Below are 24,134 nucleotides of genomic sequence, written 5' to 3' on the forward strand. Positions count from 1 at the left end.
TTCTTCGACTATGAAAAAACTGTTTCTTATCATTTTGATCAGCCTGCTGATTATACAATTTGCGCTTTCGGCCGACGACTTTAAATTGTGGTACAAACAACCGGCTGAGAAATGGTCAGACGAGGCCCTGCCTATTGGCAATGGCCGCTTGGGCGCCATGTTGCTTGGTGGAGTTGAAAAGGAAAGGATTCAGTTTAACGAACAAAGTCTGTGGTCGGGTGACAACAACTGGGATGGCGCCTACGAAACCGGCGATCATGGATTTGGTGCATACCGGAATTTCGGGGAATTTACCATCGAGTTTAACTTTTTAGGAAAACCGGAGAATTATACTCGCTCTCTCAATATTACCAAAGGCATACATACCACCAATTTTGAGGTTGACGGTATTCACTATTCGCGCGAAGCTTTTGCGAGTTATCCTGATCAAGTGATGGTTTTCAACTACAATTCGGGAAACAAAAAGAGCTTATCCGGAAAAATATCGCTTATATCTGCTCAGGGAGCCGTTAGTATTGCAACCGAAAACAGTCTGGTTATTTCAGGTGAAATGCCAAACAAGTTAAGATATGAGGCAAAACTTCAAATTATTCCGAAAGGCGGTAAAACCAAAGTTGAAGGGAATATGCTGGTTTTCGAGAATTGTGATTCGTTTACCTTACTGCTTGATGCACGAACCAACTACAATCCTGATTACCAATCGGATTGGCGCGGTGTTGACCCTATGCCTGTCATTGAAAATGAATTGGAGCTGGCGGCCAAACTTGGGTACAAAAAATTGCTCAATAATCACATTCACGATATTACCCGGCTGACGACCGCTGCCAGTATTGAAATTGGCAATACCGATGCTACGACCCTCGCGTTGTCAACCGACGAACGCCTGAGAAAGTATGCCGCCGGTGGTGTCGATCCCGATCTGGAAGAAACAATGTTCCAATACGGGCGATATTTACTGGCAAACAGTTCGCGACCAGGCGGGTTGCCTGCCAATTTACAGGGTTTGTGGAACGACAGCAACACCCCGCCCTGGGCCAGTGATTATCACAACAATATCAATATTCAGATGAATTACTGGGCTGCCGAATCGACCAATCTTTCAGAATGTCATTTGCCTTTAATCGATTTCATCGTTGCCCAGCAAGAGCCCTGTCGGATTGCCACCCGCAAGGCTTTTGGCGAAAAAACCCGAGGATGGACAGCCCGAACCAGTCAGAATATTTTCGGAGGAAATGGTTGGGAATGGAATATTCCGGCTAGTGCCTGGTACGCCCAACATGTTTACGAACACTGGGCATTTACACATGATAACAATTATTTGAAAGATACGGCCTACCCGGTTGTAAAAGAAATTTGCGAGTTCTGGGAAGACCGGCTGAAAACCTTACCTGATGGTTCGTTGGTGGTGCCTATGGGCTGGTCTCCGGAACATGGCCCTCGTGAAGATGGCGTGATGCACGACCAGCAGTTGGTGTGGGAACTTTTTCAAAATTACCTGGAAATGGCAAAGGCCCTGGACATCGATCCGGATTATCAGGAAAAAGTAGCTGATATGCAGGAAAAGTTAGTTCCCAATAAAATCGGCAAATGGGGTCAGTTGCAGGAATGGCAGGAAGACCGCGACGATCCTGACGATCAGCATCGGCACACTTCGCACCTGTTTGCGGTGTATCCTGGCCGCCAGATTAATATGGTCGAAACACCAGAATTGACACAGGCTGCAATTCTTTCATTGCGCAGTCGTTCCGGGAATTATGGCAAAAATGAACATACGCCGTTTACCGTGGAATCTACCGTTGGCGACAGCCGCCGTTCGTGGACATGGCCCTGGCGTTGCGCTTTATGGGCGCGGCTGGGTGAAGGCGAGCGGGCAGGAATTATGGTTCGCGGGTTGCTTACCTACAATACTTTACCCAATTTATTTTGCAGTCATCCGCCGTTTCAGATGGATGGAAATTTTGGAATTCCTGCCGCAATGGCAGAAATGCTGATACAAAGCCATTCTGGTGAAATTCAGTTGCTGCCGGCAATTCCCAAAACATGGTTGGCAAAAGGTTATTTTACCGGACTTTGCGCACGTGGAGGCTTTGAAGTTGACTGCAATTGGGAAGATGGCAAAGTCACAAATTATAACGTTTATTCTTCAAAGCCGCAACAGGTAAAAATAAGAGTGAATGGAGAATTAAAAGAAATAACCAGTCTGGCAAAATAGCCACTCAACATTACAGGACAAAAAAATAATAATTTATTCCTATGATACGCATCTTATTTTTTCTGGTCGTTTTTGGTTCAGCAACATGTTTGGCGCAAAAGCCTCAGGTGAATCACGTGATCACACACAACCGCACCACAGTCGTTTGCGATCCATCCGGCTCAAAGCCATTTCCCGGTTGGGGGATTTTCCCTTCATCTGAATCTCCTGTCAGGAAGATTGTTATGAATGTTACCTTGGGCAGTCCCGACAGTTTGCTCACTGCTCATTGGGATTACCTCGATCATATCTACCTGCGTCGTCAGGGAGGAGTTAAAGGAAAATCAATTGATTACGAAATCGGCCGGATGCTCACCCCTTACGGAAGTATTTACAACAAAGGCTGGAGCTGGAAATGGGAAGTTGATGTAACCGATTTTGCTCCTTATTTGCGCGACAGTGTTGAAATTGAGTACGTTCATTCGGGTTACGAAGCCACCACCGTAGGATGGGCATTAACCATTGATTTCGAGATTATTTCAGGACCTCCCGTTGTTGTTCCGCTTGGAATTACCCCGCTTTGGAACCGGGGCTACAAATATGGAAACCCGGAAGAAAAGATTGAAGATAACCTGCTGCCTGTAAGTTATGAATCGTTGCCGGGAACTGCCATTAACCGGATACGCATCCAACATACCGGTCATGGAATGGACAAACCCAAAGGCTGCAGCGAATTTTGCTCACGCTGGCGCAACCTCAAACTGGATAATCAACTTGTCGATCACCGTAACCTTTGGAAGGATTGCGGTGACAACCCGCTGTATCCTCAAGGAGGAACCTGGGTTTATGATCGCGCTTATTGGTGTCCTGGCGATTTGCAGGTGCCCGATGTGATTGACGTTCCGGTAATGCCCGGCAATCATATACTTGCGCTGGAGATGGAACCTTACACCGCAACCGAAAATATTCAGGCCAACGAGGATATATCTTCTTATTTATTCCATTATTCGCCTCCTATGCAGAGGGTTGATGTGGCTGTTGATGAGATTTTAGTTCCTAATGACGAACAGCAATTTTCTCGTCTGAATCCGGCCTGTTTCAATCCACATTTTATCATCCGGAATCTGGGTTCAGAAAATCTCAAAACGGTAACTGTTACTTATGGAACTGATGGTTTCCCGAAACAGGTTTACCACTGGAAAGGTGATTTGAAATTCAACCAGACTGCCAAAATTATTATTCCGGGTGAATTACAGATGAAAGAAGGCCAAAACTCATACACAGTTACACTTACGAAACCCAATGGGCGGAAAGATGGCTGGATGGGTGACAACGAACTGACCACTAGTTTTTGGTCTCCTGAAGTGATGCCCACCAATTTCATTTTGCAGTTTTTGACCAATAATAAACCGAAAGACAACCAGATTCTATTGATTGGCTCAAAAAACGATACGATTTTCCGTCGTCTTCCGCAAAATCTGGAATCCAATATGCTTTATACCGACACCATCAGTGTCAATGAAGGAATGTATGAGTTGTGCCTGACCGACTCAGCCGGCGATGGCCTGGAATTTTGGGCCGAACCCCAGAATGGAGATGGCAATCTGCGCATGTTCGACATGAAAGGCAACCTGATTCATGCCTTCGAGAGCGATTGCGGAAATGGAGAGAAACTTGCATTTCGTGCTTCTCCGGCATTTATTGCCGACACCACTCAGGCGAAATATGCATTTTCTCTGTATCCCCGACTGGTAACCAAAGGAACCGAACTGGGCGTTGTTTCGAACAGAAACAGCAACATGTTGGTACAGATTACTGTCGATGGAAAAATTTGGGAAAAACACGAATATCCGAACATAAAAAATGGTTTATACAGCTATAATCTGTCGAATTTGCCATCTGGTCGAATTGTGCTGGAAGTTTTTATGGACGGGGTGAGCCGGTTTAAAGGGAGACTGAATAAAAGAAAGCTTAAATAATTAAAGCTAAACGTATATCATGAGAAAACTAGTTGTTATACTTTTTGTATTCATCATGCTTGTTCAGGCTAAAGCGCAACCTTATAAAGATCCGGATTTACCTGTTGACGCGCGGGTAAAAGACCTGCTTTCGAGGATGACGCCGGAAGAAAAATTCTGGCAAATGTTTATGATTCCTGGTGATTTGAGTCATGAGAAAGAAAGGTACAAAACCGGAATTTTCGGGTTTCAGGTGAGCACGGTTGGGCAAAATGCCGAAGCTGCCGGACAAATGCTGAGTTATGCTGCCGGCGCTTCTGCCATCGAGACTGCCGAGATGGTGAATCAAATGCAACACTTTTTTCTGGAAGAAAGTCGTTTGGGAATACCGATTATCCCGTTTGATGAGGCGTTGCATGGGCTGGTCAGGCGCGGAGCTACTGCATTTCCCCAATCCATAGCCTTGGCTGCCACCTGGGATACTCAACTTATGCACCAGGTTTCGAAAGCCATTGCTACCGAATGTAAAACACGCGGTATCCGACAGATTTTGTCACCGGTGGTTAATGTTGCCAGTGATGTGCGGTGGGGGAGAACCGAAGAAACGTACGGCGAAGATCCTTTCCTGACCTCTGAAATGGGTGTTGCTTTTGTTTCCGAATTTGAAAAAATGGGTGTAATTACCACGCCGAAACATTATATCGCAAATGTAGGCGATGGTGGTCGCGACAGTTACCCGATTCATTGGAACGAGCGTTTGTTGCGCGAAATCTACCTTCCTCCGTTTGAAGCTTGTTTTAAGCGGGGTGGTTCGCGGTCAGTTATGACTTCCTACAATTCACTCGACGGCAGTCCTTGCACCACCAACGATTGGCTCTTAAATCAAATTCTGAAAAAAGAATGGGGATTTAAAGGTTTTGTAATTTCTGATGCCGGAGCTACTGGTGGAGCCAACGTTTTGCATTTTACCGCCAAAGACTATCCTGAATCAACTGCCAAATCGGTAACCAGCGGACTCGATGTGATTTTTCAAACCAGTTACGATCATTACAAATTGTTTTCTCCTCCGTTTTACGATGGAAGCATCGATCAGCAAACCATCGACAATGCTGTTTCAAGGATTCTTAAATTGAAATTTGAGCTTGGATTATTTGAAAATCCATACGTAGATGCCAAAGCTGCGGGCGAATGGAACGGTTACCCTGCCCATCGCCAGTTGGCAAAAGAGGCTGCCCAAAAATCGGTAGTACTTCTTAAAAATGAAAAGCAAACTTTGCCCCTTTCGAAGACCATAAAATCGGTTACGGTAATCGGAGCGGATGCCACGGAAGCCCGTTTGGGCGGATACAGTGGCCCAGGTATTGATCCGGTGAGTATTTTGGACGGAATTAAAAATAAGTTGAGCAATCAAACTGAAGTTCGCTATGCCAAAGGTTGTGATCGTGAAAATATTGAATATGTGACTGTCGGATCTGATTTTCTCTCGTGCACAACTAGTGGAAAAACACAAAAAGGATTAAACGGCGAATATTTCAATAATGTGACCTTAACCGGCAAGCCTGTTTTTACGCGTGTCGATCCGCAGGTGCAATTTCAATGGACACTTTTTTCTCCCGATCCCGAAAAACTCACCTATGATTTTTATTCGGTTCGGTGGACAGGTAAATTGAAAGCTCCGGCATCGGGTAATTATAAAATCGGAATTGATGGGAACGACGGTTATCGGTTATACCTGAATGATAAACTGCTGATTGATAACTGGCAGAAGCTAAGTAAACAAACAATTTTGGCCGATTTTTCTTTTGAAAAAGATAAAGAATACAACATCCGGATTGAATATTACGAACCGGTTGGCAATGCTTTTTTCCGTTTGATATGGAATGTAAATGTGAATAATAACCAGAAGGAAGAGATAAACAATGCGGCAGAACTTGCGGCTAAAAGCGATGTTGCTGTTTTGGTTGTGGGAATCGAAGAAGGCGAATTTCGCGATCGTGCATATTTAAACCTGCCGGGCCGTCAGGAAGAGTTGATTAATAAGGTGGCTGCAACAGGCACTCCGGTTGTGGTTGTACTTTTAGGAGGAAGCGCAATAACCATGAACAACTGGCTGAAAAATGTTCCGGTGGTTATCGATGTCTGGTACCCGGGAGATGAAGGTGGCAATGCTGTTGCCGATGTTTTATTTGGCGATTACAGTCCGGCAGGCAGGCTACCAATTACGTTCCCTGTTTTCGAAGGGCAACTTCCTTTGGTTTACAATCACAAACCTACCGGACGAGGTGACGATTACAATAACCTGACCGGCCATCCGCTTTTCCCGTTTGGTTATGGATTGAGCTACACCACTTTCGATTATACTGATCTGCAAATTGAAAAAAACAACATTTCAGCTTCTGATTCAACGGTGGTTCGCTGTAAAATAACCAATACCGGCAAAGTAGCCGGTGACGAAGTTGTTCAATTATATATACGCGATGAACTTGCATCAGTAGCCCGTCCGGTAACCGAACTAAAAGGGTTTCAACGCATTCACCTCAATTCTGGAGAAACAAAGGAAGTAAGTTTTCTAATTAATCCTGAAATGTTATCAATGCTTGACATTGAAATGAAAAAAGTGGTCGAACCCGGCGAGTTCAGGATTATGATCGGTGCTTCGTCAAAAGATATCAGGCTGAAAGGAGTTTTGACGGTTGACTATAATCCGTGATTTTGAAATTCAGTTTTAATAATTACTAAATTTCAGGTAGTACCTGGATTTTCTATAACTAGAAATCAAACTTAAAATATAGATTATGAAATTATTCAAATTATTTTTGTTTTTGCTGTCTTTTTCTGTTTTAAAAGGGTTTAGCCAGCATGAAGGACAAATTTACATGCCTGATCCAAATCCTCGCATTCAGCAACGAATCGACCAGTGGCAGGATATCAAATTTGGACTGCTCATGCACTGGGGCCCTTATAGCCAGTGGGGAATCGTCGAATCGTGGTCTATTTGTCCGGAAGACGAAGGCTGGTGCGTGCCCGATACAGTGAAAGACTATTTCCATTACAAAAAACAGTACGAAAACCTTGGAAAAACATTTAATCCAACCCAGTTCGATCCTGAGAAGTGGGCCAAAGCTGCAAAAAATGCCGGAATGAAATACGTGGTTTTCACCACCAAACACCACGACGGCTTTTGCATGTTCGATACCAAATACACCGATTACAAAATCACCGGAAAAGATTGTCCGTATCACACCAATCCGAAAGCCGATGTAACTATGGAGATTTTCAACGCATTCCGCAACGAAGGTTTGTGGATTGGCGCCTATTTCTCCAAACCCGACTGGCACAGCCCCGACTACTGGTGGCCGCAGTTTCCTCCGCTCGACCGTAATGTAAATTATGACCCCGCGGCTTATCCCGAAAAATGGAACAGCTTTGTGAATTACACCCACAATCAGGTGATGGAAATTTGCTCGAACTATGGAAAAATAGACCTGATGTGGTTCGATGGCGGCTGGGTACAAAAACACTCCGATCAGGGAAAAGCTCCTGAAGTTCCGGGCTTCAGGGTAAAAAAATATTTAAATCAGGACATCAAAATGGATGAACTGGTGGATAAAATCCGCTCGAAACAACCTGATTGTATTGTGGTTGACCGTGCCGTTGAAGGGAAAAACCAAAACTACCTCACTCCCGAGAACCAGGTTCCCGACAAGATGCTGCCTTACCCTTGGGAATCGTGCATGATTATGGGCGGAGGTTGGTCATTTTCGTACGATGCAAAAATGATGGAAACCCGCAAGGTGATTCACATGCTTACCGACATTGTGGCCAAAGGCGGAAACCTGCTGCTAAATATTGGTCCGGGTCCCGATGGAACCTGGTATGCCGATGCCTACAGCCGCCTGGAAGAAATTGGCGTGTGGCTGAAAATCAATGGCGACGCCATTTACAATACCCGCACTATTGCCCCATATTATGATGGGCAGCTGCGTTTCACCCGTGGAAAAGACGGTTCGGCCAACGCGATTTATTTGCTTGCCGACAACGAAAAACTTCCGGCTGAAATTCTGGTAAAAGGTTTCACTCCGGAAAAAGGTGCAAAAATCACTGTTTTTGGTCAAAAAGGGAGTTCGCTAAAATGGAAAGCAGATGGTAACGGGTTTAAAATTGAAGTTCCGGCAAATCTTGCTAATACCCTACCCTCTCCTTATGCTATTGTATTTAAAATAAGTCAGTTATCTAATTAATATCTAATAGTTCGATTATGGAGAGAATGGTTTTCATGATATTATTTCTTGTGTTGTTTATGAATTCATCAGCTTTCGGTCAAAATCTGATCAACGCAGATGATCACCTCATCAATGGTTTCGATCACAAAATTTCGGGCGACGATTTTTCGTACCATTCTTCGGTTTCAGGAGTTGAAAAATCGATCATTATCCGCGCAACCAATGGAAAATACAGCATGGAATGGCTAACAGAAAAAGTTCCTTCAGGCCTAAAAGAAAAATACGTAACGTTTGCCTGGCTGGCCGGAATTGGCTCCAGTCCAGGCTTTGCCGATATGACTTTGACGATAAACAACAGCCAGTCTATCACTTTCCACACCGATGGCAAAGCCGATTGGAAAATTGAGGCTGACGGCAGCGAATTGTTTTTTCATTCGGATATGGAAGATCAGGTTGGCGACAAATTTGGGTTTATGTTTTTGCGCCTTCCGGCTGAAAAAGTGGAAAAGGGCAAGCCTGTAATCCTGAAAATGACCGGTGGAAACGACCAGAAAACCTCGTGGTACATGACTTTCCAGATGCCCGTGCGCTCGGGACTGACGGTTCGTCCGTTTCCGGCAATTATCAAAGAGAACGGCCAAAATATGCAACTGGCTTCGGGCACCGTTCTATACTTCGGGATGCCGCAAACCGCTAAAATTTACCTCAACGACAAGCTCGTAAAAGAACAGCAGCTTGTTTTCGGGTCGAACTATTTGCGATTAGGGCTTCCAGAGGTTAAACAAAAGAAGACGGTCAAATTCAGGCTCGAAGCCGGAGATTTCAATCAGGAATTAAAGTTGGAACAATTTCCGGTGCACCACTGGCAGGTCAACCTGGTGCAGCACTCGCACACCGACATTGGCTACACCCGCTCGCAAACCGAGATTCTGGCCGAGCACCTGCGCTATATCGACTATGCGCTCGATTACTGCGACGCCACCGATAACTATCCCGATGCCGCCAAATTCCGCTGGACCTGCGAAGCCGCCTGGGCAGTTGACGAATTCCTGAAATGTCGTCCGGCCGAACAAATCGAGCGGTTTAAAAAGCGGGTGAAAGAAGGTCGCATCGAAATTGCCTCCATGTATTTCAACTTCGACGAGCTGCCCGAAGAACAGGTTTTGGCAGCTTCGCTTCAGCCGCTGAAACGTTTTAAGGAAAACGGATTGCAGCCGCTGATGGCCATGCAAAACGACGTGAACGGCATTGCCTGGTGCATGAACGATTTTTATCACGACCTGGGCGTGAAATACCTGAACATGGGAACACACGGGCACCGCGCCTTGATTTGCTTCGACAAACCGACGCTTTTCTGGTGGGAATCGCCCTCCGGAAACCGGATGCTGACTTACCGCGCCGAGCATTACATGACCGGAAATACCGTTTTCCAGATTGATAAAGGCGATATCCCAAATTTTGAGACCAAACTCCTAAATTACCTCACTTCTCTTGGAGAGAAAGGCTACGAATACGACGTCATTTCCATTCAGCATTCTGGATATCTGACCGATAATTCGCCGCCCTCGACCATTGCGTCGGACGTGATTCGCAAATGGAATGAACTTTATGAGTGGCCCAAGCTGAAAACCTCAACTGCCACTGCCTTTTTCGAAGAAATGGAAGGCAAATATGCTGCGTCATTCCCGGTTTACCGCGGTGCCTGGCCCGACTGGTGGACCGATGGTTTTGGGGCTTCGGCGCGCGAAGTGGCAGCTGCCCGCAAAGCGCAGTCGGACATTACAGCCAATTCCTCCGGACTGGCGATGGCAGGGCTGCAAGGTTCTGTTCTACCCAAAAATATTGATGAACGAATTGATCTGGTGAACAACGCGCTGCTGTTTTACACCGAGCACACCACCGGTTATTCCGAGAGTGTGCGCGAGCCGTATCATGCGCAAACCATGGAGCAGCGGGCCATTAAGGAATCGTATGCCTGGGAATCGTTCCGGCGCGCAAAAATGGTGGGCGAAGAAACGATGGGACTGTTGCAAAGCCATCTGAAAAACGAGGCCAAACCGACGCTGGTAGTTTACAATACCCTCAACTGGACCCGAGAAGGGCTGGTGACAGTGTACATCGACCACCAGTTACTGCCTCAAAATACGCACCCCAAAATCACTGATCAGGCCGGAAGTATTTATCAGGCTCAGGCTTTGAGTCATCGTTCCGATGGCACTTATTGGGCAATCTGGGTAAAAGATATTCCGGCATTCGGCTACAAGAAACTGCAATTTGAGCCGGTTGACGGACTTCAGGAAAAACAAACCAAAACGCTGACTACCCAGCTCGAAAATCAGTGGTATTCTGTTCAGGTTGACCCGAAGAGAGCAGTGATGACTTCGTGGTTCGATAAAAACTTAAACAAAGAGTTGGTTGATCCGAAAGCACCGCACGCGATGGGCGAATTCATCTACGAACTGCTGGGCAACCGTCACCAGATGGAGCAAAAGCGGCTGGACGATTTCAAGCGTTTTCCGTTTGATGAAACCCGTTTTGACAGCTATTCTGAAGGAGCGGTCTGGAATACAATCCGTCTGAAAGGCAAAACAGCCGCTTCTTATGAAGGCTACGATGTGGACGTGGAAATCCGCCTGTTCAACACCACCAAACGCATCGACCTGGCGTATTCGATCGTGAAGAAACCGATTGTCGATCCGGAAGGAATTTACATTGCCTTCCCGTTCCAACTGGATAATGGGAAACTTTTCTTCGATGTTCAGGGCGGAGTGGTTGAAGCCGGGAAAGACCAGATTCCAGGCTCGTCGAACGATTGGAATACGGTACAGCACTTTTCGGTGTTGCGGAACGGCGAGGCTCAAATTGTTATGGGAAGCTCTGAAATTCCGCTGATGCAGTTTGGCGGCATCAATACCGGCCGCTATAAAGCCGGAGCGCTGCCTGCAAACACGCACATGTACTCGTGGCCGATGAACAATTACTGGGTGACTAATTTCAATCCCGACCAGAAAGGGCAGCACGAGTGGTCGTATTACCTCACGTCGGGCAGCGACGTATCGAATGGCAAAGCCACCCGTTTTGGCTGGGGAACTCGTGTGCCGTTCCTGACCCGCATTTTGCCCGGAGGTGGCAAAGGCGAACTGGTTTGGCAAAAATCGTTGGTTTCAGGCTGGCCCGAAAATGTGATTCTGGTGAATGCCCAACCCGAAGAAGGAGAAAAAGCTATCTTGATTCAGGTTCGGGAAACAGATGGAAAAACAGCTGATTTAAGCAAGCTGAAACAAGCTTCAGGAACGCCCTTCAGGATAACTCAGGTGAATGCCATTGGCGATGCTGTAACCAACGGAGCAACAAGTTTGAAACCGCTGGGGAATGGGTTCTTTAAGCTGATCTGGTAGAATGTTTTGTTTAATAAACAGAAGTGGGATGAAAGGTTAAGTTGTTAATGAAGATCATGAAAGCAGTTTGATGCAACCAAAAATTCATATTAATGATGGGTAATGAATTCAGGGCAGCTGTTTAAGAGAGATTTTACAGTCGACGACATAATTGGAAAAGAATTATAAACTAAACCCTAAAATTTATTTGAATGAAACATATAGCTCTAGTTAAAATTATGTGCCAGGAAATTGCTGTTTTAATTACTCTTACATTGATATTATTCAGTTTGACTTTGCATGCTCAATGGGATTTTTCAACCGATTATTTTAAAATCAAAATTGATAAAAATGGGCAAATAACCAGCATGAAAAACATCTCAATAAAACCAAATTGGGATTTTAGTCCTCTGGATAAACCATCACCGTTATTAAGTTTATATGACAGCAATAAGAAACTTTATTATGAACCAATAAAAGCAGATTTCAATAGAAATAATGGAGTTATTACATTAAGCTATAATAATGGTTCTACAGCTAAAATCAGTTTTTTACCTCAGAAAAAATATTTTAAATTGACGCTGCTATCCCTCGAACCAAGAAACGGAGTTGACGATATTCAATGGGGACCATACCATACCAATATTACCAATCTTTTTGGCGATGTTATTGGGGTTGCCCGCGATACCAGCGAAACGGTTAATTATGCTATTGGAGTTTTAGCGCTCAACGATTATACAACCGGCGGAAAATCTGATAATATTGGCGATATATCTCCATTTCAATATATTATTCACAGTCCCGATCCGAAACGTTTTCCTTTGCCTGCTGATTTACATGAAGGCCAGATATTTCCGATTGGTGGCGATGGAATTAGCGATGTCGCCTTTTTTGCTCATGCAGAACCATATTACCGGATATTGTATGGAAACTCCGCCACTATCGACAATCAGGGAAGAATATCCATTCACTATCACAGCACGGACAGGCGAAAAGAGAAAACCATTTTGTTCTCGCTGATACCGTTCCTTAATTCAAACGCCCCAAATCATCTGGAGGTGCAGCCTTTGCCCGATGTTGATTTTATAGGTTCATCCATTGCATTGTGGGGTTCTCCGGATAGTATTGCATTAATGACTGTAATTCAAAATATTGTTCGTTCTGAAGGACTTCCTTATCCGACCGTGAATGGCAAATGGATAAAGGATCGAGCCGCCTATATTCCCGATGTTTCAACAAGCGGAGGGAAATATGACAGCACCCTCGTTTATGTCAAACAACTGGGATTTAAAGGCATTCAGCTTGAAGACTTGGGATTCTTCAGTGTTGACAGGGGTAATAACGGATACATTGATGGTGTTTCATTTGAAAGAAAGCCGCTAAAATTTACATCCGGAAATAAATCGCATAAGGAATTTACCGATCTCACAAACCAATATGGGATTTTTGTTGGCCGTCATACCATAACAACAGCGCTTCCCAAGGGTACAAAAGACGCCAGTCCCGTGCCCAGCGACAGTTTGTGTTACCAGGTGTGTCGTATTTTGTCAAAAGGAATTTCTGCAGATGATACAATTATCGAGGTGGTTGACCCTTTGTATTTAGACGAAATTGGAAGCTGGGAAGGACATGGCCCGGGTTTGAATATCATAAAAATAGGGAAGGAACTGATTCATTACAAAGGAATTTCAAGTTCGTTTCCGTACAGGTTTCTCAATGTAAAAAGAGGTTTCTGGGACACAAAAGCCTCAACACATTTAGCTGGTGATACCATCTATAAGTTGCAGGCATCGCTCGAAGGTTATGGTTATGACGGATTAATACCCAATATGTATTTGCAGGATGAAATTGCAAAATATTATGCCGATGTGGCCAAAATAAACGGCTTGTATTATATCGATTGGGACGGTCAGGAATGGTTGTTTAACCAGGGACATGGTTATTATGCCGTTAAACGGTTTCACCGGAAATTATTTGATCAGGTAAAAAAATACAATTTACCCGATCTGCGGATTATGGGTGCAACATTGTCAGAAGGTTCGTGGCATTACATGAGTGTTTACAATGTTGGAGGCGGCACCAACATGTACGATTTATCGACACGGGTTTGGGGCAGGCCCGGATGCAGCGAAGGAAAGGACATTCGCGATGTTTGTTTTTCCAATTATTTCCCGGCTACTTTTGGTATAAATTTTGGAATAAATGCTACTTCAACGGTTGCGCAATACGAGCACATTCAGGCACTTTCGGTAGGGGTTGGGGTAACTTATATGCTCGATCTGAATCAGGAAAACATAGAGTCGTGTCCTCAAAAAAATGAGATTTTTAAAGCCATCCGGATCTGGGAAAGTGCCCGGGCTGCAAACGCTTTCCCCCGAAATATAAAGAAAACATTATCCGATGAAACGCGTCAGTTTCATTTGGAACAGACCGATAACGACAACTGGAAATTATTCGAAGTAAAAGCTTCAGAAAAGATTTTATTAACAGGACTCAAACGGGCCAAAGGGTATTAATTCAGTTATAAAAATGATAATACAGATGAAATTAATAACAACAAAATCACTCACCAATTTTCTAATTTCCTCTTTGTCGATTTTTGTTTTGATACAAGCAACATTTTCTCAAACCGGAGAGAACAAAGAATTAAGCTGGGACGAGTTAAAGTCGCAGTACGAATTTCCGAAATGGTACACCGAAGCCCGGTTTGGTATATGGGTATGCATAGGGGCGCAATCTCAACCTGAAGAGGGCGGGGGATGGTACGCCCGGCACATGTACATGCAGGATGTGGGAGGCGAAACTTTTGGAAAGAATGCTTATCCGTATCATTTAAAAAAATACGGGCATCCCTCTGAGCTGGGTTACAAAGAAGTTATCAATTCCTGGAAAGCCGAAAATCTTAATACAGATTCTTTGATGAATTATTTCATGCAAGTTGGGGCTAAATATTTCATGATTATCGCCAATCATCACGACCATTTTGATAATTTTAATTCTACTCACCATGCATGGAATTCTTTTAACGTAGGCCCCAAACGAGATATCGTGGGTGAATTTGAAAAATCAGCAAGAAAACTGAATATCCCTTTTGCAGTAAGCGTTCACGACGACCGTTTTTTGAATTGGTGGCTCCCTGCATTTGAATCGGATATTTCTGGGCCAATGAAAGGTGTTCCTTACGATGGCAACCTGACAAAAGAAGATGGCAAAGGCAAATGGTGGGAAGGGCTTGACCCGGCTGATTTATACGGAATGCCACCTGCCAAACGAACGGATGAATGGGTAGAATCTATGAAAAAAACATGGGTTTTGCGACACAAAGAATTGGTTACAAAGTACGATGTGGACATGATTTGGTTCGATGGCTATGGATTTCCCTACGTCGATTGTGGTAAAGAGGTTTGCAGAACCTTGTTTGAAAATAGTTTGAAGAAAAATGGAAAAATAACGGCAATAGCTGCTGGCAAAATTTCTGAAGATAATGCAATAGTTAAAGACATAGAATGTGGTTCAGCAAATAAAATTCTTGACCAACCATGGCAAGGCATATTGACCGTGGGCGAATGGTTTTACAAAAAAGATAGGGTGCCCACACACAATGCCAGAACTATTATTGAAATGATGGCAGACATCATCAGTAAAAATGGAAACTTGTTGATGAATCTTGAATTGGCAGCCGATGGAACAATCCCAGCCGAAGAGAAGATTATTTTTGATGAATTGGGAGAATGGATAGACATTAATGGTGAAGCCATTTATGCGAGTAAACCCTGGAAAATTTACGGCGATAATTTAAACTCGTATTTAAAACGTTCAGAAAATATAGCCAACGCCGATTTGGAAGCCTTAAAAAAACAGAATGAATCTGAGCAATTCAACCAAAGAACGGTAAAAAGTTTGCCTTACGGAAATGACGAAGTGAGATTTACTGTAAAAGGCGATGTTTTGTATGTTTTTGTGCTGAATCCCTCTGAAGGAAATATAACACTTTCCAGTCTTGGGTTGAAGTCGCCTAATTTTCCCGGTAAAATAAAAAACATAAAAATGTTGGGCAGTAAAGAAAAAATCAAATACAGGCAGAACGATGAAGTACTGACTTTGACAATTCCTGAAAACAGGCCAACCAAATATGCAGCAGTATTTGAGTTGAAAGGGGTTTTGTAAAAATTGCTGATTATATGAAAAACAAGCTATTACAGATGTTTAAAAATTCAATTTTTAACTAACCTATTCATTCACAAAATATATGAAAACAAAGTCATTTCTTCAAAACATAGTCATTTTGCTTTTTTTCATTTCTTCCTTATTTGTTTGCTCTATAAAAATATTTGCCCAATCTGCTGTGCGTGATGAGTTTCCAACGGGCAATCTGCCGCCAATTATACTAAAAAAAGCCAGTGGATATTGAAATGAAACGAGCATGTTTTTAAGTGATTTTCTGACTGAATTTGTAAACCTTTAAATTAAATAACTTATGAACTCAAAGCAACGATTTGACCTTACAGTAAATCATAAGCAACCCGACCGTATTGTTGTTGATCTTGGCTCTACGGCCGTTACCGGAGTACATGCGCTGGTTGTTGAGAACCTCCGTAAATACTATGGATTGGAATCCCGTCCGGTGAGAGTGATTGAGCCTTACCAGATGCTTGGTCAGATCGACGATGATTTGATGGATGCCATTGGCATTGATGTGGTTGCAGCCTGGGGTAAAAATAATATGTTTGGTATATACAACCACGAACCACTAAAAGAATTTAAGACTTTCTGGGGACAGAACATACTGCTTCCAGATGGCTTTAATACCAGCTATGATACCAATGGCGATCTGGTGGTTTATCCTGAAGGTGACACATCGGTAGCGCCATCGGCCCGAATGCCAAAAGCCAGTTATTTTTTTGATGCGATTGTGAGGCAGGAGCCAATTAATGATGAAAAACTTGACGTTCAGGATAACCTGGAAGAATTTGGATTGGTTTCTGATAGTGAACTTCAATTTTGGGAAGAAGCTACCCGAAAGGCCCGGGCTACAGGAAAGGCAGTAATTGCCGGACTTGGAGGTACTGCACTTGGCGACATTGCCCTGGTTCCTGGCCTGCAAATGAAACACCCTAAAGGAATTCGCGACATTACAGAGTGGTACATGAGTACGGTGTTACGACCCGACTATATTAAAGCCATTTTCGACCGTCAAAGCGAAATTGCCCTGGAAAATTTCAGTCGTTTACACCAGGTGATTGGCGATAACCTTGATGCCGTTTTTATTTGTGGAACCGATTTTGGTACACAGGATTCTACCTTTTGCGGTCCCGAACAGTTCGACGACTTATGGTTACCTTTTTACCGGCGGATCAACGATTGGGTTCATGCCAATACCAATTGGAAAACCTTTAAACACTCTTGTGGCGCAGTAGAATCCTTCATGTCGCGATTTATTGACGCCGGATTTGATATCATCAATCCCGTACAGATCGCGGCAAAAGGAATGGACCCGGCTCATCTGAAAAAGACTTACGGTAATGATCTTGTCTTCTGGGGTGGAGGAATTGATACCCAAAAAACGTTGCCTTACTCAACTCCCGAAAAAGTGCGGGAAGAAGTGCTCCGGCTTTGTGATATTTTTGGACAAAATGGCGGCTTTGTATTTAACACTGTGCATAATATTCAGGCCAACGTACCTGTCGAAAATATAGTAGCAATGGTTGACGCAATCAAAGAATTTAATTAGGAAAAATAAATGCCATGAACATCCTGAAAAACAAACTTATAATTTTTCTTTTATTACTGTCTGGAACTGCTTTTCCCAGAGAATACCATGTTTCCGTAAACGGCAGCGACAAAAACCCGGGTACACAAAAAAAACCATTGCAGACAATTTCAGCAGCGGCATTGCATGCCATGCCCGGCGATGTGATTACAGTTCACGCCGGTGTTTATCGCGAGCAAATCACACCGCCTCGCGGTGGAAGCTCTGATCATGAGCGCATTACCTATAAGGCAGAGGGAGAAGTTATCATTAAAGGTTCGGAGGTTGTTGGAAACTGGACCAGTGAAAACGGTCAGGTTTGGAAGGCAGTTCTGTCAAATGATTTTTTCGATGCATTTAATCCCTTTAACGATTATTTATCCGGCGACTGGTATGTAAATACCGACAACAGGAAAACACGAACAGGTGCTGTTTACCTCAACGGATACTGGCTTTCAGAAGCCGCCAATCTTGAAGAGGTTCTGAGTAATAACATCGCAAACACATGGTTTGCCATTGTTGATGAAAGCCATACAACTATTTATGCAAATTTTGGCGACAAGAATCCAAATAACGAATTGGTTGAAGTAAATGCGAGACAAACTATTTTTTATCCCGAGAAAACGGGGATTAATTATATTACCGTTCGCGGGTTTACCCTGACCCAGGCCGCCACGCCCTGGGCTCCCCCCACCGCAGAACAAAAAGCAATTATTGGCACCAACTGGAGCAAAGGCTGGATTATCGAGGATAATAACATCAGCTATTCAATCTGCTCGGGTATTGCTTTGGGAAAACATGGCGATGAATTTGACAATACTGCATCAAGTACCACCGAAGGTTACTACGAGACAATAAAGCGGGCGCTCAAAAATGGATGGAACGAAGAGAATATAGGACATCACATCGTGCGCAACAATCGAATTTCGCATTGCGAACAGGCTGGGATTGTTGGCAGCCTGGGTTGCATTTTCAGCACTGTTACCGGTAACGAAATACACGATATTCATGTGAAGAATTGGTATTTTGGTTATGAAATGGCTGGCATCAAATTTCACGGTGCAGTAAATTCAATAATTCATTCAAACCATATTTTCAGGTGCAACAGGGGGTTATGGCTCGACTGGATGGCACAGGGAACCATTGTAACACGAAACTTTTTTCATGACAACGACCGCGAACATGGCTACGATCAGGCAGATCTTTACATGGAAGTAAATCATGGCCCTGTGCTGGTGGCCAATAACCTGTTCCTGTCCGGCCGTTCGATTTTAAACCGGTCGAATGGTACAGCCTACATTCATAATCTTGCGACAGGAAGCATCAGATTTGCCCCTGAGGAAAACAGGGAAACTCCCTTTCTCCAGCCAAATTCAACTGAAATTATGGGTTATGCAAAATCCATAATTGAAGATGAAAAATGGATAAACAACATTTTTATTGGCGACCAATCAAATTTCTACTTTTTCGACACCTGGGATAGTGGTAATTTTTTTGGTGGGAATGTCTATTTGAATGGGGCCAGACCGCCCAAATCCGACATAGAAGCTTTGGTGATTGATGATTACCCGCATGAAGTGAAAATTATGGAGAAACCCGATGGTTTTTACCTCGAATTCAATTTCGACAGAGAATGGGGCAAAAACGCCAATACAACACTTGTAACAACAGAAAAGCTCTGCATATCAAAATACACCGGACAACCTGTGGTTTATCCTGATGATACTTCGGTTACTATCGATACTGACTTTATGGGAATTCCTCGCGACACAAATAACCCGTTTCCAGGGCCATTCGAGGTAAACGAAAGCGGTAAAAAACAGTTAAGGTATGGCCGTTAAACTGAAAGAAATTTTAAAAATATTTATTGTAATAAATTGAAAACCTGATAATATGAAAATGAGAGTATTTGCTTTACTGACTTTAATTGCCCTGACATTTGCTGTTGTAAGCTGTTCCGAAAAAAAAACCAAATCAGTTCAGGGAGGTAAAACCTACTATGTTTCGATAAACGGAAACGACAAAAATCCGGGTACGCAAAAAAAACCATTGCAGACAATTTCGGCCGCTGCATTGCTTGCCATGCCGGGCGATACAGTTCTGGTTTATGAAGGTATTTATCGCGAACGGGTAAATCCGCCGCGCGGCGGACTATCTGACGATAAAAGGATTACATACATGGCAGCGCCTGGCCAGGAAGTTGTAATTACAGGCTCGGAGGTGATAACCGGATGGGAAAAACTGGAAAACGACTCATGGACGGTTACAGTTCCCAATACTTTATTTGGCGATTTCAACCCATACATCGACCTCATCCGCGGCGATTGGTTTATCGATAATGGCAGGTCACACCATACCGGCGCTGTTTACCTTAACGGCGACTGGCTGATGGAAGCGGCAGTAAAAGATGAGGTTATGCGCCCGGCTGAAAAAAATAGCCCGCTATGGTGGGCAGAGGTAAACTCAAGTACAACTTCAATATGGGCACAATTTCCAGATGCCGATCCAAACCATGAATCTGTTGAGATCAATGTCAGGCAAACCGTTTTTTACCCCGATGAACCGTTTATAAACTATATTACGGTTCGCGGTTTTATCATGCAAAATGCTGCCACCAACTGGGCGCCACCTTCAGCCGAACAAAAGGGGTTGATTGGCACACACTGGAGCAAGGGATGGATTATTGAAGATAACATCGTACGCTATTCAAAATGTGTAGGCATTACCCTGGGCAAGCACGGCGATGAGTTTGACAATACCACGGCAAACGCTGCCGAGGGTTATGTTGCAACCATTCACAGGGCTTTAGATTTTGGCTGGAACAAAGAGACCATTGGAGGACACATTGTGCGCAACAACACCATTTCGCATTGCGAACAGGCCGGAATGGTGGGTAGCATGGGCTGTGCATTCAGTACCGTCGATGGAAATACCATTCACGATATTCACACCCACCGGTTGTTTGGAGGCTACGAAATGGCTGGCATAAAATTTCACGGCGGTATTGATACCCGGATTATTAACAACCATATTTTCAATGTAAACATGGCCATATGGCTCGACTGGATGTCGCAGGGAGCGCAGGTGGAAAGCAATCTGCTACATAATAATTCACTCGATATTTTTCTCGAAGTCAATCATGGCCCAATGCTGGTAAGCAACAATATTTTGCTATCGCCCACCAGTTTGCTGATGAATTCAAGTGGCGCCGCATGTGTGCATAATTTGATTGGCGGACTGTTGCATGTGATTTCTTTCGATTCGCGCCTGACTCCTTATCACAAACCACATTCAACAGAAATTGCAGGGATGCATGATAACCCCGGCGGCGGCATTCAGTTTTTCAATAATCTCTTTATTAATGGCGGAGATGCCAGTCAGTACAGCAGGGCTTTGCTTCCCGTGGTTTTCGATGGAAATGTTTATACCAAAGGGTCGGTGATGGCCACACGTGGTAAAGGGAAAAAGATGGAATTTGGCGAGATGAATGAAGGCGCACGGGAGCAACTGAGCAGATACACAGAGCAGGATGCTGTTGAGCGAAACCTCCTGTTGGCGAAGGATTTCGATGCAACTGTTAGTTTAACGCAACGTGATAATGAGGTTTATCTTGAAATAGCCCTCGATAAAAACTGGCTCGAACAAAATAGGTACATCATTACAACAGCATCACTATCAAAAGCCATTGTTCCTGATTTGCCATACGAAAATCCCGATGGCTCTCCGGTAATAATCAACCTTGATTATTTTGGCAATAAGCGAAGCAGCGATAACCCTTCGCCCGGGCCTTTCGAAATCAACCAAAGCGGCAAACAAACCATAAAGGTATGGCCGGTAAAAAGGTAAAAAATAAATAAAATTTTAACAGATGAGATCATGCATTCTGGTTATTTTTAATCTATTACTGTTTACAGCCTGTTCTGTTAAGCATTCAGGCAAACTCCATCTGGTAGCCGATGGGAAAAGCACTTATACCATTGTGCTTCCGGTTAACGCATCGCACGAAGAAATTCGGGCTGCCAATTTTTTAAATTACCATATCCATGAAATATCAGGGTGCAGGCTTCCCATAGTCCAAGCCAACCAGCTGGTTTCGGGAAATAATATATCTATTTCAAAAAGCACCGACTTTGAAAATGACGATGATTACTCTGTAAAAACGGAAGGAAGTTCTTTGTTTATCTATGGTGGAAATGCCAAAGGCTGTATTTATGGTGTTACTGAAATTCTCGGGAAATATTTAGGGGTTCGATATTATAGTCCTGATTTTGTAGTGATTCCAAAATCAAATAATGTATCTCTTCCTGCACTGAATTTCAATGGAAAATCAACCAATACTTACCGGAATGTGTATGGTTCATTCACAATCAATGAATATTACAAGGACTTTAACCGGTTGCACACCATCGACGATATGTTTGCCGCCGGGTTTTATGTGCATACCTTCCACAGACTGGTTCCCTGGACAGAATATTTTCATACAAATCCGGAATATTTTGCCTGGATGAACGGGAAGCACATTATTGACCAGATATGTTTGTCAAATTCTGATGTATTTGATATTGTGATTAACAGGCTCAGGTATGAGATGGAGTTCCAGCCCGACAAAAAAGTCTGGTCGGTCAGTCAGGACGACAATTTTTCGTACTGCCAGTGCGATGAATGCAGCAAGGTTATTGAGGAGGAAAAAAGCCCTGCGGGCCCCATCATACGTTTTGTAAACCGGGTTGCAGAGCAGTTTCCCGATAAAGTGATCTCCACCCTTGCCTATCAGTACAGCAGACCGGCACCTGTAATAACCAAACCCCGCGAGAATGTGCAGATTATGCTATGTACAATCGAACTCAACCGTAGCCAGAATATATCTGCCGACCCAACCAGCGCCTCATTTTTGAAAGATATGGAAGACTGGGGTAAAATAAGTAACCACATTTACCTGTGGGACTATACCGTGAATTTCAACCATCATATCAGTCCGTTTCCCAATCTGCATACCTTGCAACCCAATATACAACTCTTTGTATCCAACAATGTAAAGGAGCATTTTCAGCAGTCAAATACCGGAACTGCACACGAATTTTCTGAACTGAAATCATATTTGCTGGCCAAATTGTTGTGGAACCCCGATGCCAATAAAAAAGAAATTATCAGGGAATTTACCGATGGGTATTACGGCAAGGCTGGCAAATGGATCAGAAAATACATCGATGCACTGGAAAAAGAGATAATCAAAACCGGTGAACGGCTCGACATTTACGGCCCTCCAACACAACATCAGCACACGTTCCTGTCTGAAAAAAACATTGAACAATATAACCAGTACTTCGACAAGGCAGAAAAAGCGGTATCAGGCCAACCGGAGTACCTTTTGCATGTGCGAACAGCCCGGATGGCGCTGCAATATGCCATTATGGAAATCGGCAAAAGCGATATGTTCGGAGCCCGGGGATGGTACCATGAAACGAACGGCGAATATATTCTTCGCCCGAACATGGTCGATATGCTCGAATTGTTTTATCAAACCAGCATCGAATGTAAATCGGCCATGGTAAACGAAGCAGGACTTACAGCCGAAGAATACTACACTTCCACCAAACGGTTTATCGATGTACAGGTAAAAGGCAACCTCGCTTTCCGTAAAAAAGTAACTGCTTCTCCGCTTCCTTCCGAAATGTACAGCAACGGAGACCTCTCTTTTCTAACCAATGGTGTGCGTGGGGCCAGCGACTACAAGGTCCACTGGCTGGGGTGGGAAGCCAAAAACTTTTCACTGGTACTCGACCTTGAAAACCCGGTAAATGTGTCAACCATCGAAATCAGCACGCTTTGGGACCAAAAAAGCTGGATACTTCATCCACAATCCGTTTCATGTTTGGTTTCCGAAACCGGAGATGAATATGTTCTGGTCGAAAAACAGGTAGTATCCGGCGACCAGCGGAAAGAAGAGGTGCAAAAGCTTTTTAAATTCAAGACACCCGGCACACAATTCCGTTATGTGAAGTTCGAGGTCGAAGGCACCCTGCTTCTTCCGTACTGGCATCCTTCGGCAGGAGGCAGTTCCTGGGTATTTGTGGATGAAATAGTAGTAAGATAATCAGGAGCAAACGAACAATTTTTAAAGTAACAAAATAATGAACAGTTTCAAAATCACTTTTCTTTTTGCAGGGGTACTATTATTCAACCTGCTGACAACTAATTCGATAGCGGGAGACACCATCCGGGTAATCAGCCATAACAAAGAACTGGTTGTAACCGATCCATCAACAGGCTCAAAATCGCACGAACGCTGGGGCCTTTTCCCCGGCAAGGAAATACCAGTAAGGCAAATTACCATGTATGTGCGTTTTGCCTGTCCCGATACCATGCGCTGTGCCGACTGGGATTATTCTGACCGTATCATCATGCAACGCACCGGTGGCGTAAATGGTGAAAATAAAAACTGGGAAATAGGCCGTATTATCACCCCTTACGGAGGCGCTTTTGCCAGTGATTGGAATTTTACATGGCAGGCCGATGTTACCGACTTTAGCCTGGTATTGCGTGACAGCGTGGAAGAAATTTCATTCACACCGGTTATGAACCAAATAATGACCGGGGATGGCTGGTAACCGTCGAATTTGAAATTATTACCGGTAC

The 24,134-nt window shown here is 43.9% G+C and carries 12 protein-coding genes; all 12 read left to right on the forward strand.

The genetic code is table 11. The features are described 5' to 3' along the window. Positions 1-10: 10 nt before the first annotated feature. The 12 genes from ACOIT5_RS15015 to ACOIT5_RS15070 all read left to right on the forward strand — a co-directional run bounded on the left by ACOIT5_RS15015 (position 11) and on the right by ACOIT5_RS15070 (position 24,106). Entirely contained in the window at positions 11-2,212 is a 2,202-nt protein-coding gene (locus tag ACOIT5_RS15015) for a glycoside hydrolase family 95 protein (RefSeq protein ID WP_423126975.1), read from the forward strand. A gap of 41 nt (positions 2,213-2,253) precedes the next feature. After that, complete coding sequence (locus ACOIT5_RS15020; protein ID WP_423126976.1) at positions 2,254-4,170, forward strand: peptide-N-glycosidase F-related protein; 1,917 nt, start codon at positions 2,254-2,256, stop codon at positions 4,168-4,170. A gap of 19 nt (positions 4,171-4,189) precedes the next feature. Beyond that, a complete protein-coding gene (locus ACOIT5_RS15025) occupies positions 4,190-6,859 on the forward strand; it encodes a glycoside hydrolase family 3 N-terminal domain-containing protein (protein WP_423126977.1) in 2,670 nt (889 codons plus the stop codon). A gap of 85 nt (positions 6,860-6,944) precedes the next feature. Continuing rightward, a complete protein-coding gene (locus tag ACOIT5_RS15030; RefSeq protein WP_423126978.1) occupies positions 6,945-8,390 on the forward strand; it encodes an alpha-L-fucosidase in 1,446 nt (481 codons plus the stop codon). Positions 8,391-8,407: 17 nt separating this feature from the next. Continuing rightward, complete coding sequence (locus ACOIT5_RS15035) at positions 8,408-11,770, forward strand: glycoside hydrolase family 38 C-terminal domain-containing protein (RefSeq protein WP_423126979.1); 3,363 nt, start codon at positions 8,408-8,410, stop codon at positions 11,768-11,770. Between the two features lie 554 nt (positions 11,771-12,324). After that, positions 12,325-14,265 (forward strand): hypothetical protein, encoded by a 1,941-nt coding sequence (locus ACOIT5_RS15040; protein WP_423126980.1) that lies wholly within the window; start codon positions 12,325-12,327, stop codon positions 14,263-14,265. A 25-nt stretch (positions 14,266-14,290) separates the two neighbouring features. After that, positions 14,291-15,916 carry an alpha-L-fucosidase gene (locus ACOIT5_RS15045; RefSeq protein WP_423126981.1) on the forward strand — a complete coding sequence of 542 codons (1,626 nt, stop codon included), beginning with the start codon at positions 14,291-14,293 and terminating at the stop codon, positions 15,914-15,916. 310 nt (positions 15,917-16,226) lie between these two features. Next, positions 16,227-17,480, forward strand: a complete 1,254-nt coding sequence (locus tag ACOIT5_RS15050) for a uroporphyrinogen decarboxylase family protein (protein ID WP_423126982.1) — start codon at positions 16,227-16,229, stop codon at positions 17,478-17,480. 14 nt (positions 17,481-17,494) lie between these two features. Then, a complete protein-coding gene (locus ACOIT5_RS15055; protein ID WP_423126983.1) occupies positions 17,495-19,339 on the forward strand; it encodes a DUF1565 domain-containing protein in 1,845 nt (614 codons plus the stop codon). A gap of 52 nt (positions 19,340-19,391) precedes the next feature. Further along, positions 19,392-21,344 carry a right-handed parallel beta-helix repeat-containing protein gene (locus ACOIT5_RS15060; protein ID WP_423126984.1) on the forward strand — a complete coding sequence of 651 codons (1,953 nt, stop codon included), beginning with the start codon at positions 19,392-19,394 and terminating at the stop codon, positions 21,342-21,344. A 22-nt stretch (positions 21,345-21,366) separates the two neighbouring features. Next, on the forward strand, positions 21,367-23,592 hold the full coding sequence (locus ACOIT5_RS15065) for a DUF4838 domain-containing protein (protein ID WP_423126985.1): 2,226 nt from the start codon (positions 21,367-21,369) through the stop codon (positions 23,590-23,592). A 37-nt stretch (positions 23,593-23,629) separates the two neighbouring features. Continuing rightward, a complete protein-coding gene (locus tag ACOIT5_RS15070; protein WP_423126986.1) occupies positions 23,630-24,106 on the forward strand; it encodes a hypothetical protein in 477 nt (158 codons plus the stop codon). Positions 24,107-24,134: the final 28 nt, after the last annotated feature.

It is taken from the genome of Gaoshiqia hydrogeniformans (assembly GCF_049347105.1).
GTDB classification, from domain to species: Bacteria; Bacteroidota; Bacteroidia; order Bacteroidales; family Prolixibacteraceae; genus Gaoshiqia; species Gaoshiqia hydrogeniformans.